Genomic DNA, 13023 nt, shown 5'->3' with positions numbered 1-13023 from the left:
GAAGACCAGCATGACCACTACAATTTCTCGCCTCTATGACAACTATGGCGACGCTGAGCGTGTCGTCCAGCAACTCGAGCAGAGCGGCGTCCCCTCCTCCGATATCAGCGTCATCGCAAACAATGGGGAGGGCTGGCACGGCCGGGATGGCAAAGTTGATCGGGACCGCGACGGGGTTGACGACCGAGCAGAAGGAGCAGGCGCAGGTGCGGGCATCGGCGCAGGACTGGGCGGAGCTGCAGGATTGCTCGCTGGCCTCGGCCTGCTCGCAATTCCTGGCCTCGGCCCGGTCGTCGCTGCCGGATGGCTCGTCTCCACCGCGGCCGGTGCTGCCGCGGGCGCCGCAACGGGCGGCGTCATCGGCGCCTTGACTCAAGCGGGCGTTCCGGAAGAGGAAGCCTCGCAATATGCCGAGGGCGCGTCGCGGCGGAACGCTCGTCTGTGCACGTGTCGACGAACAGGATCGTGGCCGAGCAGAAGCTGTGCTCGATCAGTCGTCAGTCGACATCAGCAAGCGCACGGCGGCATGGCAGCGGTCTGGATGGAAGGGCTTTGATCCTGCGGCGCAGCCACTCAGCAGCGAGCAGATTCAGCGCGAGCGCGAACTCTATGGCGAAGGAACCGGAATAGGTCGCTGACGCGCGAACCTCGTTTCCCAATTCGCCGACCGAAAGCCCCGACGTATGTCTCCTCAGCGTCGGGGCCTTTTCGCTGCAGTAGGAGGAACGATCTCAAACGCGTTCTGTTTTCCAGTCTGTTCTATTAAAAACAGGAAGGAAACGATCAAATGAAAATCGCAAAACTCGCCTTGGTCACTGCGTTCATGGCCGGCTCAATTGCTGCAGCCAGCGCACAGGGCGGTGGTGGTGGTGGTGGTGGTGGCAGCAGTGGCGGTGGTAGCGGCGGCGGAAACTCACCGGCGGCGACCACCGGTCAAGGCGCGTCCAGCAGCCCCAGCGCTGCGAATCCCGGCGCAACCCAGAATGACCCAAAACTGAAGGAAGGCACGACGGACAAGAGTGGCTCGATGTCGAAGGATCACATGAAGAAATAAACCGCGAGGCGGAAGTAAAGCAGCGGTCTCAGCATGCCTTACTGGGGCCGTTTCTTTTTGCTTCCCGACGACCAAGTCCGACGTGCCCGGTGGCGCCCGCGGCGTTTGCGCTCGCTGTGTCGATTGCCGGGGCGCGATCCGACGGAGCTATTGCCAAGCGTCTAATTGGCGCTTCTGGTCAGCCAAAGGTGCCCCCGACTGCCTGGAGGAAAACCCGTATCGCTCGGGTTGGCGGCCCCCTGGTTGGGGCCGTTTCAGTTCACTGCGGAAAGCGCGAGCGGTGCTTGTCCAAAGTTGATCGCAACGATTCACATAGTTCAATGCGGAGCACACCATCCTGCAAGCCAATCGGTGAACTCGCGTTTCACAGGTGGATGGTTGCAATGGAATTTATTGGACGCCCGATGCGAGGCCGGTTCCTCGTTCGGCAAAGAAGCATTGGCTGGATGGTCTACGACAGCGAACTCAAAGGACCGGCCCAGATAAAGAAAGATGGCCCCTTTGCCGAGAAGCTGACCAAGGAACAAGCCGAGATCATAGCGCAGGCGCTGACGAACCAGATTCGTGCGAGATCGGATGATCCTGCGCAATTGCGGTGCGTCAAGGCCGCTATAAACGCGCGGTGAAAATGATCGTCCGGAGGGGGACCATTGTTCATCATCGAACTCTTGAACCCTGACGCGTTCTCGGGAACAGGCAGCATCATCCTGCTCGAACTGACGGACGAGGATTCCGCGATGCGAGCCGCCCGAAAGATCGCTGCCGAGACAGGACGCCGCGTAACCGTGCGGAAAGAAGACATGCAAATCATTGGGACTATATCCGCGCCCACGCCCCATTAGATCCGAGCCGAGCGGCGAGGCCGGTCATCTAAGCCCTGTCCGTAGCGGGTGAAGATGTCGTGTTTTTGTAGCTCGTGATCTGTCGCCTTCGTTTCTGATTTGCAGGGGAGCCGGAAGGCGTGGACGGGTCCGCCGCGTTGTCATGCCATGGATAGGGCGGTCTGGTCAGCCCCGTGGGTCGGTTTCTTTGTTCGATTTGAAGCCCGTTTCTCCGTCCCGACCCGCGCCTTCTCGACGGCGGCGCGCGCAGGAGCGGTCAAGGACGCGCGCTTGCGCGCCCGCCAGGGCTTGTCCTTGACGGCTCCGAGCACGCTGCCAGGCTGAAGCGCGTCGGGGCTGATCTGCTGTCCGTTGGCGCTAAACATCGCCAACCGATGCGGTCCGAGGAACACGCTGACGGTGCCATCGGGATACTCATGGAGGCGCACCACAGCCTTGACGAAGTGAGGCCTGAGCCGGCTCTGCGGCAGCTGCAGCCGCCGACCGTTCCATGCAACGGTATTGTCGTTGGCGACGGTTCGCTCCTCGATCACGCACAGCGCCTCGCGCCAGGCCTCATGCCGATCGGCCACGAATGCCGTGCCTTCCTGTTCGGGCTTGATCGCAAACGCGGCGTTGTGCCCGGGGATGTAATGCGCCTTCAGCCACGCGTTGGCAGCCTCAACCGTCGTGATCCCGGCAAGCCGCAGCTCCTTCGGCAGCCGATCCTGCAAGGTGCCGAACACCCGCTCGGAGCGCCCGCGCGCCTGCGGCGAATAGGCTGCGATATGCTCGATCCCAAGATGCGACAAAGCCCGTCCCACCTGGGTTTGTTGCGTCTTCGAGACCTTCTCGCCAGCTTTTGGGGTCAGGAAATAATGGCTGCCGCGGTCGGTGTAGAGCGCGCAGAACAGGCCATGCTCGCCAATCACTTCGCGCAAGGCCTGGAAGGTCGAGGCCGTTCCTTCTTCCTCGACCAGCACCATCGAGTAGATCTCGCTGGTCGCATCGTCCATCGTGACGATCAGGTCCCTCGCGGGCAGGCCTTCGATCCAAACGTGGCGCGATCCGTCCTGGTGCAGCAGCATGCCCCGAAGCGGCCGCCGCGGCCGCTTCTTGCGGTGCGCCGAACGCTTCGGAGCCTTCCGCACCAGCCCCGCCGCGTGCAGCGCCAGCTTCGTCACCGTATAGCCCAGCACATAGTCGTGCCGCTTTTGCATCTGCTCGTGGAAGTGCTTCACCGTGAAGTCCGCGTACTTGTCCCGGTACAGCGCAAGCATCCGTTCCAGCGCCTCCTCCGGCGCCCGGTCAGCGGACGATCTCCTCGCCCGAGCCAACGCTGCGCTGGGGTTGCCCAAGCCCGACACGTTTCTGGGACGAAGTCACCATGAGCCGATTCCGCTTCCGAACGAGCGTGATTTCGGGATCGAATGAGCATCGGTTGATTGCTGGCGCGAGGCCTTAACTCCGAGTCTTCCTGGCGCCGAACTGAGCCGACACACGACCAGCTTGCGGCCCAGCGAGACGGTACTGAGGCCAAGGCGCCCCGGCACGAAGCGGGCCCGCGGATCGCGATCCTCGCTCCGATATCGATAGCCCGAGCCTGCCTGGCGGGCGGAACCGAGTTCCCTCGCCCGGCCTTCTCCAACGTCACATCTATCGAGGCCCATGATCTGGCGTTCGAGATCGCGGACGCCAATGCGAGGGTCTATGCGGCCATAGTGAAGGCGGCCGAACTGCTAAGCGATCCGGTACCCGACACCTTTTTGGGCCGAGCCAGGTTCAAGGTCCCCTCCCGTATGACAGCGAGCCGCCCAATTGGCGGACCCGAAGTCTAAGATCTAGCCAGCGAAATTTTTGCAACCGACAACGAACCGGATTATTAACCCGGCACCACCGGCCGAGGCTCTGCCCGTAGGCGTCGGTGGCTGAGAGACCGATCGTGCTCCCGCCTGCATAGGAAGGGAGCGCGACCATGCCGGACCACCTTCAAACAGCGCACCGCGAAATGCAGGCTCGCCACTTGGCGGAAGCCGAGCGGCACATTGCCGAAGGCGAGCGACACATTGCCGAGCAAGAGGAATTGATCGAGCACCTCGCCCATCACGGGCATGATCTAGCGGAAGCGAGGAAGCTTCTGGACAACTTCTATTCGTGTCAGGTTCTGCACGTTCAGCACCGGGATCGGATCCGAAGAGAGCTGGAAAACTAGTGGAAACTGACGGCCGGCAGTGACCTGTTGGAAAGGGCCCCAGCTGTGAAAGCTGGGGCCAAGTTTGTAGCTGGGCGTCTAGGTGCCGGTAGCGGTGCGGCACCGAACAGGGCGATCAATGCCAGTGGATGCGCTTCGTTCCTATGGAAAAAAGGCCCTGACGCATCCGGCGCTGCAGCGATGGACGCGCTGTCCTGAACGGCGCAAAGGCCGATTATCCGCAGTGCTTTTTTTGAATGGATGTTCTTGACACCGCCAAATCACGTTCTAATTCCATTTCCGCGTGGGTCATCCATTCAGCGTGCCGGTGCCCTGGACGCCAGTCGGGTCCAGGGACAAACGGGCACCGCCGTTCGTGCCCGGTGCTTCTCAGACCCATCACTAGTGTCCCGAGTCACAAGTTCGCATCATTAGATTCGGGTTAGAGTCGCATCGCTGTGGCATTGCTTTGCAGGGCAACAGCGATGGAGCATTGGATGGCGCGGCTGGCACCCCTGATCCTAACCGAGAAGGAGCGGACTGAGCTGAAGGCGTTGGCAGGCCGCCGCAAGACGGCCGAAGCCCCTGGCGTTGCGGGCCCGGATCATTCTGGCCTGTGCAGAGGGCAGCCAGAACAAGGAGGTGGCGGCGAAGCTCGGTGTGATCGAGACCACGGTCGGCAAGTGGCGCAGGCGCTTTGTGCAGGAACGCGTGGAAGGCCTGCGCGACGAGCCAAGGCCGGGAGCCCGCGGACGATCGATGATGCGCGCATCGAAGCTACCATCGTAAAGACCCTGGAAAGCCTTCCGAAGGATGCGACCCACTGGAGCTCGTGCAGCATGGCAAAGGAAAGTGGGCTGTCGGTCTCAAGCGTGCAGCGCATCTGGCAAGCCTTCGGTTTGCAGCCTCATCGGATCGAGACGTTCAAGCTCTCGACCGCCCCGGATTTCGTGGCCAAGGTGCGCGATGTGGTCGGCCTCTACGTCTCCCCGCCCCAGCATGCCGCGTCCTGTGTGTAGACGAGAAGTCCAAAATCCAGGGCTCGACCGCAGCCAGCCGATGCTGCCGATGCGCCCCGGTCAGGTGGCGCGGCGCAGCCATGACTACACGCGCCACGGCACGACCTCGCTCTTCGCGGCGCTCGACATTGCAACGGGCAAGGTTATCGGCAAATGCTTTGCCCGCCATCGCGCCTCCGAGTTTCGCAAGTTCCTCGATGAGATCGAGGCTGCCGTGCCGTGCGGTCTCGATGTCCATCTCGTCATGGACAACTACGCCACGCACAAGGCCCCACTGATCCGCAGCAGGCTCGCCAAACGGCCGCGCTGGCATGTCGATCTCACGCCGACCAGTTCGTCCTGGCTCAATCAGGTCGAGCGCTTTCTTCGCCCTCATCACCGACAAGAAGATCCGGCGCGCCGCCGATGATATCCTCGCCTCCATCGAGCGCTTCTGCCGTTACAATACTCAAGCACAACAATCGTAGTGTCGCGAATTTCTGGTTCAGGACACTAGCTAAGACGCTTGTCACAAAGGAGGAAACGAGACTTGTAATATAGACAGTCGCCGACTGGACTGGCCTTACTCTCCGAGTGCTTTGCGGATCTCGTCTCGGTGCTGAACAAACAGCGCCTGACTTGCGTTGAAGCTATCCAGTATCTTTCTAGCGTCCGTTACGTTCTGGCCCCGGTTGGCCATCCTTCCAATCCGTTGCTCTTGTTCAGCGATGCGTCGTTCGCCTTGAGCTACATGTCTTTCAGCCAGCTCCAGATGGCGAAGCTGCATATCGTGAAAGGGTGATCGAAGCGGACCAACCATGGCGGCGCCTCCGTCCTTGATGCAGGCGGGAGCGCGCTCGGTCTCTCGGCCACCGGCGCCCGCGGACTGTGCCTTGGCCGGTGATCGCGGATCATACCACGCTTTCATGCCGTCCCTCATTCATTCTACCAAGATAATATTCCTTGACCTTGGTCAAGGATCGGAACGACCGAGCGGGACATTTGATCTGTCAGAAATCGTTTAGAGAGGTGCGAAGCAAGTCAAAAACCCGGACCGCGGATTCCGCCAATTGAAGTCCGGCTGGCTCGGAAACTGAATGGTCGCAATATTGCCGACGCCTCACACCGCTCCCAAGCACTGCCGCCGAAACGGCCGAGCAATTGTTCGGCAGTCCGCCGTTGGCATCGGTTTCGCCTATCGTTGCCAATGGGCATTCGGGGGGGGCGCCAGGGGCGGCTTTCCCCAAACCAGGCATCTGATCGGATCGTGCTCCTGCTGTTGGCTGCGGCGGATATAGCAATCGTCGTTGCAGCGAAGGGTTGGCCAGTCTGACCACAAGCCGAGCGGTCCTCATATAGGAACCATTGTAGGAGCCGGAGGTTCGGCCCGAGCAACCAAGAACGCTTTCGCGCACTGGAAGCGCTGTCGGGTCGGCCCCGACTATCATATCGAGATCGACGGACACTGGTATTCCACGCCGTATCGGCTCATCCGTGAGCTCGTCGACGCGCGCATTGACGACAGGACGGTCGAGATCTTCCACAACGGCCGCAGGATCGCCAGCCACGCTCGCGCGCCCAACCGGCGGGGCCACACCACCATCACCGACCACATGCCCAGCGCCCATCGGCGCTACGGCCAATGGACGCCCGCCGGAGTGATCGCCGCCGGCGAGCGGATCGGTCCGTCGACCGCCGCCTTCTTCCAGGCCGTGATCGCGGCCCGGCCGCATCCCGAGCAAGGCTTTCGCACCTGCCTCGGCATTCTGTCGCTGGCCAAAAGCTACAGCGCCGAGCGCGTCGACGCGGCCTGCCGGCGCGGCATTCTGATCAAGGCTCGATCCCTCGCCTCGATCCGCTCCATCCTCCAGAACGGCCTGGATCGCACCTTTCTCGACGAGCCCTCCGAACCCCAACCCCTGCGCCACGGCAACATCCGCGGCCGGGATTATTTCCACTAAAGCCAAGGAGACCTGTATGCTCAACCATCCCACCCACGAACGCCTGATCGAGCTCGGCTTGAGCGGCATGGCCAAGGCCTTCGAGGAGCAGCGCCGATCACCTGATCTCGAAGCCTTGCCGTTCGAAGATCGCATCGGCCTGCTGGTCGACCGGGAAGCCGCGGAACGCGACACCAGGCGGCTCACCACGCGCCTCAAGCTGGCCGCGCTCCGCCAGAATGCCTGCGTGGAGGACGTCGATTTGCGCACGCCGCGGGGTATCGACCGGGCCGTCTTCGCCAAGCTCGTCAGCGGCGACTGGATCGATCGCCACGAGAATTTGCTCATAACCGGAGCGACCGGATTGGGCAAAAGTTGGTTAGCCTGTGCCCTCGGCCACAAGGCCTGCCGCGACAATCGCTCGGTTCTCTATCATCGCGTCCCAAGATTGTTCGAAGCGTTGGCGCTCGCGCGGGGCGATGGACGTTATGCCCGCCTGCTCAAAACCCTTGGCCGCGCCCAGCTTCTGATTTTGGACGATTGGGGATTGTCGGTGCTCACCGCCGCCGAGCGGCGCGATCTACTCGAAGTCCTCGAGGACCGCCATGGCCGCGCCTCCACCATCGTAACTAGCCAACTCCCTGTGGACACATGGCACGAAGTTATCGGAGACCCAACCTACGCCGACGCCGTCCTCGATCGCCTCGTCCATAACGCTCACCGCCTCCAGCTGGCCGGCGAAAGCATGCGAAAACGCAACGCCAAAACCATCACCCTTGACGCGCAGCCAGAACGCTGACTCTATCACCGCCTCGGCCGGAGCGGGCTGCTCACGATCGTCTGAATTCGGCGCTCATGATCGCGCGAAATCGCTGCTCACCATCAGTGAAATATGCACTTCAATCGGAGCAGATCCGTCACGTTCATCGTATTTCTTGCGGTGTCCGGGATCGTCTGGACCTGCGTCGTGGTCGTGCTCAGTGTTGGCCTGCTGCGCCGAATACGCACAGTAGACGCGCCGCTCGAACTTCGTATTCCTTTCGAGACACGAGCCGGGCAAATCATTCTCGGGCTTGGCGCTGCCACCACGTTGATCGTGCTCGTCCTATCCTTCGTGAGCTATGCCGGCCAGCGCACGCTGTTTGCTAGGGATCCGGACGCCCTGACGCTCAGGATGGTCGGCCATCAATGGTGGTGGGAAGTTCACTACGAGGCCGACAGCCCGCATAACAGCTTCGCCACGGCAAATGAAATCCGCATTCCGGTTGGCAAGCCGGTCAAGGTGAAGCTCGAATCCGCTGACGTCATCCACAGCTTCTGGGTTCCAAGCCTCACCGGCAAGATGGACCTGATCACCGGGCAAACCAACGAAATTCAGTTTACAGCCAAGAATCCTGGCATCTATCGCGGCCATTGCGCGGAATTCTGCGGCTTGCAACACGCCCATATGGCGTTTGCGGCAATCGCGCTCCGGCCCGAGGAATTCGAGCGTTGGCGCGAACACGAAAACCAGAGCGCAACCAGCCCGACTGACGCGCTAGCCAAACAGGGAGAAGAGCTGTTTCGCAGCCGCGGATGCGCGCTATGTCACACCGTTCGCGGCACCCTGGCAGGCGGCCAATTGGGTCCTGACCTCACCCATGTCGGAAGCCGAACGACGATTGCGGCCGGCACGTTGCCGCAAACAGCGGCGACGCTGGGAGCTTGGATTGCCGATCCGCAACACATCAAACCCGGCAATCTAATGCCGAGAATGCCGCTGCAATCGGGAGAGCTGATCGCGATCATTCAGTATCTGGAGCAGCTCAAGTGAGCATGGCCGCCGAGCAAAGAGAAATACGCGACGACAACCTCCACGGGCTGCAACTTGCAGCGCGGCTGCAGAGCATCTGGCGGACGCCATCGGGACTGATCGGCGCGCTGATGTCGGTGGATCACAAGATCATCGGACGCCGCTACATCGTGACGGCATTCGCCTTCCTGGTCCTCGGCGGAGTCCTCGCGATCCTGATGCGTATCCAGCTGGCCGGTGCCGAGCAGCGTCTGCTTTCGCCAGATCTGTACAATCAGGTCTTCACGATGCACGGCTCGACGATGATGTTCCTGTTCGCCGTTCCGGTGATGGAAGCCTTCGCGGTCTACCTGGTGCCGCTGATGATCGGCACCCGCAACATTGCTTTCCCGCGCCTCAACGCCTTCAGCTACTGGATGTTCTTGTTCGGTGGCTTATTCCTTTGGATCTCCTTCTTCTTCAACGTCGGGCCCGACGTCGGCTGGTTCGCCTACATACCCCTCTCCAGCCTGCAGTTCACCCCAACCAAGCATGCGGACGTCTGGGCCCAGATGATCACCTTCACGGAAGTCGCAGCGCTTGCCGTTGCCGTCGAGCTCATCGTCACGGTCTTCAAGCAGCGCGCTCCCGGAATGACGCTTGACCGTATCCCGCTGTTCGTTTGGGCGATGCTGATTACCGCTGTCCTGGTAATGTTTGCAATGCCATCGATCATGGTCGCATCCACCTCGCTCATACTTGATCGCCTGGTTAGTACCCACTTCTATGACCCCTCTTCAGGTGGCAATGTGCTGCTGTGGCAGCATTTGTTCTGGTTCTTCGGGCATCCGGAGGTCTACATCATCTTCATTCCGGCAACGGGCATGGTGTCGATGATTCTCGCCACCTTCCCGCGCAGACCCGTAATCGGCTATCCCGTGATCGTTCTCTCTCTGATCGCAACGGGATTTCTGTCGTTCGGGCTTTGGGTTCACCACATATTCGTGACCGGACTGCCCCAGCTCGGGGCCGGTCTCTTCACTGCGTCAAGCATGTTGATCGCCGTGCCAAGCGGCCTGCAGATATTCTGTTGGATCGCGACGTTGTGGGATGGCCGCCCGGTGTATCGGACGCCACTGCTGTTCGTGCTCGGATTCATCGTGATCTTCGTGATTGGCGGCCTGTCCGGCATCATGGTGGCGTCGGTCCCGATCGACACCCAGGTCCATGACACTTACTTCGTCGTCGCTCACTTCCATTATGTTCTGATCGGCGGCGCCGTTTTCCCACTTATCGGAGCGGTCTACTACTGGTTTCCCAAGATCTGGGGAAGGATGCTGAGCGAGCGGCTCGGCCGCTGGAACTTCTGGCTCGCCTTTTTTGGCTTCAATATCGCGTTTTTCCCAATGCACATTCTCGGTCTGATGAGATCGAGCGCGAGCAAGGGATGCCGCAGATGAGGCCGGCTCAGTGACCGCCTGGATGCTGGTAGGGAATCGGCATAGCCATCCCAGAGCAGCCCGTCCCAGGCGACGACACCCTCCTCCTGCTTGACGCCATAATCATGATATAGCGGCTCCCAATCAATTAACTGATCGTTGGGGCCATTGTGCACGCGACAAGGCACTTTGGAGGCGAACGTGTTCATCGGGTTCATGCGGCCTTAGGTTTGCTTTTTTGGTAAGCGTCAATCGCTCGGTTGGCGAGCATAAGCTGACGCCGTTCGCCGGCCAAGGCCATTTTGCCGACCGTCATGACGAGGAATTGGCTTGTCTCGTAGCCGTTGGTTATCTCGCCGCTGCGCTCAAGGAATTCCCAAGCGATCTGGACCGCGTTTTCAACGACAACATGTACGCTCTCACTCATGCTGTTAGAATGCTGAGCAAAAGGCGTTCGTTCCTAAAGCGGAAGGGCCCCCGCCGGATAGGGGGCCCTTCGAGAACTTGGAGGAGGAGACACTCCAAGCCCTATGGGGTCGGCGGTTGAAGTCCCGCCGAGGAGACCCAATCGTCAATGTCTGCGGCAATCTCCGCTGTGCGAGCTCGCTTGAGCAGGCTGTCCCGCTCAATACCTGCCGGCATGGTGGCCGCTCTGCGAGCCAGCTCACTGGCAAACGCAGCCAAGCGGTCTTGGAGTGATGTTGTTTGCTTCGCTCGATTTCGATTTTTCGTCATGACGCGCTCCTTGGTTTGAAAGCGGGAGCGTCGTTGCTCTCCAGATTTTTGAGCAACATAACTGGCGTCGAGATTTGCGGCGACAACCTAAGTTTATTTGCGAAATAATCCCTGAATCGCGCGCAGCAGGCCTTCGGAGGTGATGTCGCGATACCCGGTTTTCGCTTTAAAAAGAGGCCCAACCAATGTCGCCCTTGGCTTTCTGAGTGGCTTACTCAATTTGCTCTTTGGCAACGAGAATGTCCACCGCCTTGCGAATCTTATTTGATGTCGTGCGGCGGCCTTGCGGATGGCGATCTCGGCGCAGCGGCCAAGTGCCGGCCTGATCCACCATTCCGATCCGCAGCGTTCAATGTGCCTCGGCGCACTACCGCAAGCTGATGCAATCCGCCGGCCTCAGGGCGTCGATGAGCCGCAAGGGCGACTGCTATGACAATGCTCCGATGGAGAGCTACTTTCAAACGCTCAAGACGGAGCTCGTCCACCACAGGCACTATGCAACACGGGCAGAAGCCACACGGGATATCTTGCCTATATCGAGGCTTCTACAACTCGGACTCGTCGTCACTCCACCGTCGGCTTTATCAGCCCGATCGAGATGGAGCTAAAAGCAGCTTAACCCTGTACATTTTTTCGGGGGAAGATTAAGGATATTGACGTGCGGCAGGCGCCCTTCTTCAAGTAACTCCATCATTGGGGGAACCTCAAATGAAGGACATGAAGGCGCATTTGGAGAAGCTTCGTGTCGAGGCGGAAGAGTGCGAACTAATCAGCAAGCTCGCGACCAACGCGGCGAAGAAGGCCTTGTTCGCTAAGCTCGCGGCACATCACCGGACACTGGCCGAGGAGGTCGAGCGGACCATGAAGACGTCAAATTCTTAGAAACAACGTAAGCGGCAAAGAGCCCCCGTCTGGCGGAGTGGGTGAGCGATCGGCGATCGGCCGCTGAGTTTGTGAGCGGATGTGAGCTTCTAGTCTGCGTCCTTAGTTCTGGAACTAGAACCTTCCATATGATCGAAGCGGTCGCCGACCGTCTTGAGAAAGCGCCGCGGCAGCTTCGCCGACGCTGGTCGGACGTAGGGCCGCAAGTCGCGACAGAGGCGCTGGAGCTTCGCGCGAGCGTGTCGGCGATTGCCCGGCGGATCGGCATTCACCCGGCGCTGCTATTCGCGTGGCGCTGCAATGCTTGGGCGAGCAGCATTGTCGCTCCCGGCACTCGAGTTGCGCGAGTGTGGTGGCATCTGTGTCAGGCGCGGTGATCGAAATTGCTAGTAGCGAGGTGGATCGTGCGCGCCGGCGTGGACGTAGGCGAGGCGCAGTTGCAGCGGCTGATCCGGGCGGCACGTTCGGCATCCCCTCGAAGGTATACTTGGCCAGCCATCAGTTGACCTCCGCAAGGTTATCGATGGGGTTGCTGCGCTGGTACGCGAATTGTACAAAGCTCCACTTGCTACCGCCCGTATAAATTACCGGGATGGGCTCTAAATTTCCAAAGAAAATGCCCCAGCGAGGGGGTCCAGCTGGGGCCTAGTTTAGGCTTTTTGTCGGGCGCGCGTGAGCTGCCCCTAGCGGCAACCACGCGAATGGACCGCATAAGCATGGTACCGGACATAGTCGCTGGCACAACTGTATGCCCGCGCATGGGCCTATGCTTTAATTTAATTCCTGTGATGTATTCCAAGAATCGACCCCGGCACTCTTGGAGGATGCTAAGGCCCTCCTCGTTCCATTGCTTGCCGAGCCGCCGCTTCGGTAATCGGGCCAGCTCCTCTGGGCCTCAACAACTGTCCTTGATGAAGCCGACCTGCCCAACCGGTGGATGATCGAATCTAAGCGGGAGCCAGTCAATTAACTTGTGTGAATCAAAGGCAAAGGAAATCGTCCGGATGCTTAACGGTCTCGCGAATATGTTCCAGCAGATTGAGGACTGACAGCGGAGGCACGGTCTTTAGAACCACTCACGGTGCTAAATCGACGTCTAAATCGTGAGGAATGGCCTAAAGTCGCCGGCAGTCTCGGGAAGGTCGTAGGCTCGATCGTGGACAAAAAACGGAGTCGACAGCTCCAAATACGA

Annotated in this window: 11 protein-coding genes and 4 pseudogenes; 12 read left to right on the top strand and 3 right to left on the bottom strand. The window is 60.2% G+C overall.

Going from position 1 to position 13023, the window contains the following annotated elements; translation table 11 throughout:
- Window positions 1-10: 10 nt before the first annotated feature.
- From ACVW1B_RS02345 to ACVW1B_RS02330, 4 genes and pseudogenes are all read left to right on the top strand, one after another.
- A pseudogene (locus ACVW1B_RS02345) lies at window positions 11-638 on the top strand (hypothetical protein).
- A 149-nt stretch (window positions 639-787) separates the two neighbouring features.
- Complete coding sequence (locus ACVW1B_RS02340; RefSeq protein ID WP_253603473.1) at window positions 788-1054, top strand: hypothetical protein; 267 nt, start codon at window positions 788-790, stop codon at window positions 1052-1054.
- A 383-nt stretch (window positions 1055-1437) separates the two neighbouring features.
- Window positions 1438-1680 (top strand): hypothetical protein, encoded by a 243-nt coding sequence (locus ACVW1B_RS02335; protein ID WP_141713231.1) that lies wholly within the window; start codon window positions 1438-1440, stop codon window positions 1678-1680.
- Between the two features lie 24 nt (window positions 1681-1704).
- On the top strand, window positions 1705-1896 hold the full coding sequence (locus tag ACVW1B_RS02330; protein WP_069275774.1) for a hypothetical protein: 192 nt from the start codon (window positions 1705-1707) through the stop codon (window positions 1894-1896).
- Between the two features lie 140 nt (window positions 1897-2036).
- Here the strand turns inward: ACVW1B_RS02330 and ACVW1B_RS02325 are convergent, their stop codons facing one another.
- A complete protein-coding gene (locus ACVW1B_RS02325; RefSeq protein ID WP_309144982.1) occupies window positions 2037-3242 on the bottom strand; it encodes an ISNCY family transposase in 1206 nt (401 codons plus the stop codon).
- A 608-nt stretch (window positions 3243-3850) separates the two neighbouring features.
- Here ACVW1B_RS02325 and ACVW1B_RS02320 point away from each other — a divergent pair.
- Both ACVW1B_RS02320 and ACVW1B_RS02315 read left to right on the top strand, forming a co-directional pair.
- On the top strand, window positions 3851-4087 hold the full coding sequence (locus tag ACVW1B_RS02320; protein WP_069275777.1) for a hypothetical protein: 237 nt from the start codon (window positions 3851-3853) through the stop codon (window positions 4085-4087).
- A gap of 476 nt (window positions 4088-4563) precedes the next feature.
- Window positions 4564-5552: pseudogene (locus ACVW1B_RS02315) on the top strand (IS630 family transposase).
- Between the two features lie 95 nt (window positions 5553-5647).
- Here ACVW1B_RS02315 and ACVW1B_RS02310 read toward each other — a convergent pair.
- Window positions 5648-5992, bottom strand: a complete 345-nt coding sequence (locus tag ACVW1B_RS02310) for a hypothetical protein (protein WP_245313727.1) — start codon at window positions 5990-5992, stop codon at window positions 5648-5650.
- Window positions 5993-6467: 475 nt separating this feature from the next.
- On the opposite strand from ACVW1B_RS02310, the pseudogene ACVW1B_RS02305 reads away from it, so the two are divergent.
- The 4 genes and pseudogenes from ACVW1B_RS02305 to ACVW1B_RS02290 form a co-directional block, all read left to right on the top strand.
- A pseudogene (locus ACVW1B_RS02305) lies at window positions 6468-7025 on the top strand (Mu transposase domain-containing protein); the annotation flags it as partial.
- A gap of 16 nt (window positions 7026-7041) precedes the next feature.
- On the top strand, window positions 7042-7803 hold the full coding sequence (gene istB, locus ACVW1B_RS02300) for an IS21-like element ISFK1 family helper ATPase IstB (protein ID WP_253587833.1): 762 nt from the start codon (window positions 7042-7044) through the stop codon (window positions 7801-7803).
- Between the two features lie 168 nt (window positions 7804-7971).
- Entirely contained in the window at window positions 7972-8817 is an 846-nt protein-coding gene (gene coxB, locus ACVW1B_RS02295) for a cytochrome c oxidase subunit II (protein ID WP_253603479.1), read from the top strand.
- Window positions 8818-8819: 2 nt separating this feature from the next.
- A pseudogene (locus tag ACVW1B_RS02290) lies at window positions 8820-10202 on the top strand (cbb3-type cytochrome c oxidase subunit I); the annotation flags it as partial.
- Between the two features lie 226 nt (window positions 10203-10428).
- Here the strand turns inward: ACVW1B_RS02290 and ACVW1B_RS02285 are convergent.
- Window positions 10429-10641 (bottom strand): hypothetical protein, encoded by a 213-nt coding sequence (locus tag ACVW1B_RS02285; protein WP_069275778.1) that lies wholly within the window; start codon window positions 10639-10641, stop codon window positions 10429-10431.
- Between the two features lie 1016 nt (window positions 10642-11657).
- Between ACVW1B_RS02285 and ACVW1B_RS02280 the strand changes: the two genes are divergently transcribed.
- Together ACVW1B_RS02280 and ACVW1B_RS02275 are read left to right on the top strand one after the other, a co-directional pair.
- A complete protein-coding gene (locus ACVW1B_RS02280; protein ID WP_176731263.1) occupies window positions 11658-11831 on the top strand; it encodes a hypothetical protein in 174 nt (57 codons plus the stop codon).
- A 128-nt stretch (window positions 11832-11959) separates the two neighbouring features.
- Window positions 11960-12208 carry a transposase gene (locus ACVW1B_RS02275; RefSeq protein ID WP_081334944.1) on the top strand — a complete coding sequence of 83 codons (249 nt, stop codon included), beginning with the start codon at window positions 11960-11962 and terminating at the stop codon, window positions 12206-12208.
- Window positions 12209-13023 lie beyond the last annotated feature (815 nt).

Source organism: Bradyrhizobium sp. USDA 4502 (genome assembly GCF_054063355.1).
Note: the sequence above shows the minus strand (reverse complement) of the source record. Positions and strands in the feature narration are given on the sequence as shown.

Excerpts from the sequence above, each read along its gene's own strand:
- ACVW1B_RS02340 (WP_253603473.1), top strand. The coding sequence starts at position 788 with ATGAAAATCGCAAAACTCGCCTTGGTCACTGCGTTCATGGCCGGCTCA.
- ACVW1B_RS02335 (WP_141713231.1), top strand. The coding sequence starts at position 1,438 with ATGGAATTTATTGGACGCCCGATGCGAGGCCGGTTCCTCGTTCGGCAA.
- ACVW1B_RS02320 (WP_069275777.1), top strand. The coding sequence starts at position 3,851 with ATGCCGGACCACCTTCAAACAGCGCACCGCGAAATGCAGGCTCGCCAC.
- ACVW1B_RS02310 (WP_245313727.1), bottom strand. The coding sequence starts at position 5,992 with ATGAAAGCGTGGTATGATCCGCGATCACCGGCCAAGGCACAGTCCGCG.
- istB (WP_253587833.1), top strand. The coding sequence starts at position 7,042 with ATGCTCAACCATCCCACCCACGAACGCCTGATCGAGCTCGGCTTGAGC.
- ACVW1B_RS02285 (WP_069275778.1), bottom strand. The coding sequence starts at position 10,641 with ATGAGTGAGAGCGTACATGTTGTCGTTGAAAACGCGGTCCAGATCGCT.
- ACVW1B_RS02280 (WP_176731263.1), top strand. The coding sequence starts at position 11,658 with ATGAAGGACATGAAGGCGCATTTGGAGAAGCTTCGTGTCGAGGCGGAA.
- ACVW1B_RS02275 (WP_081334944.1), top strand. The coding sequence starts at position 11,960 with ATGATCGAAGCGGTCGCCGACCGTCTTGAGAAAGCGCCGCGGCAGCTT.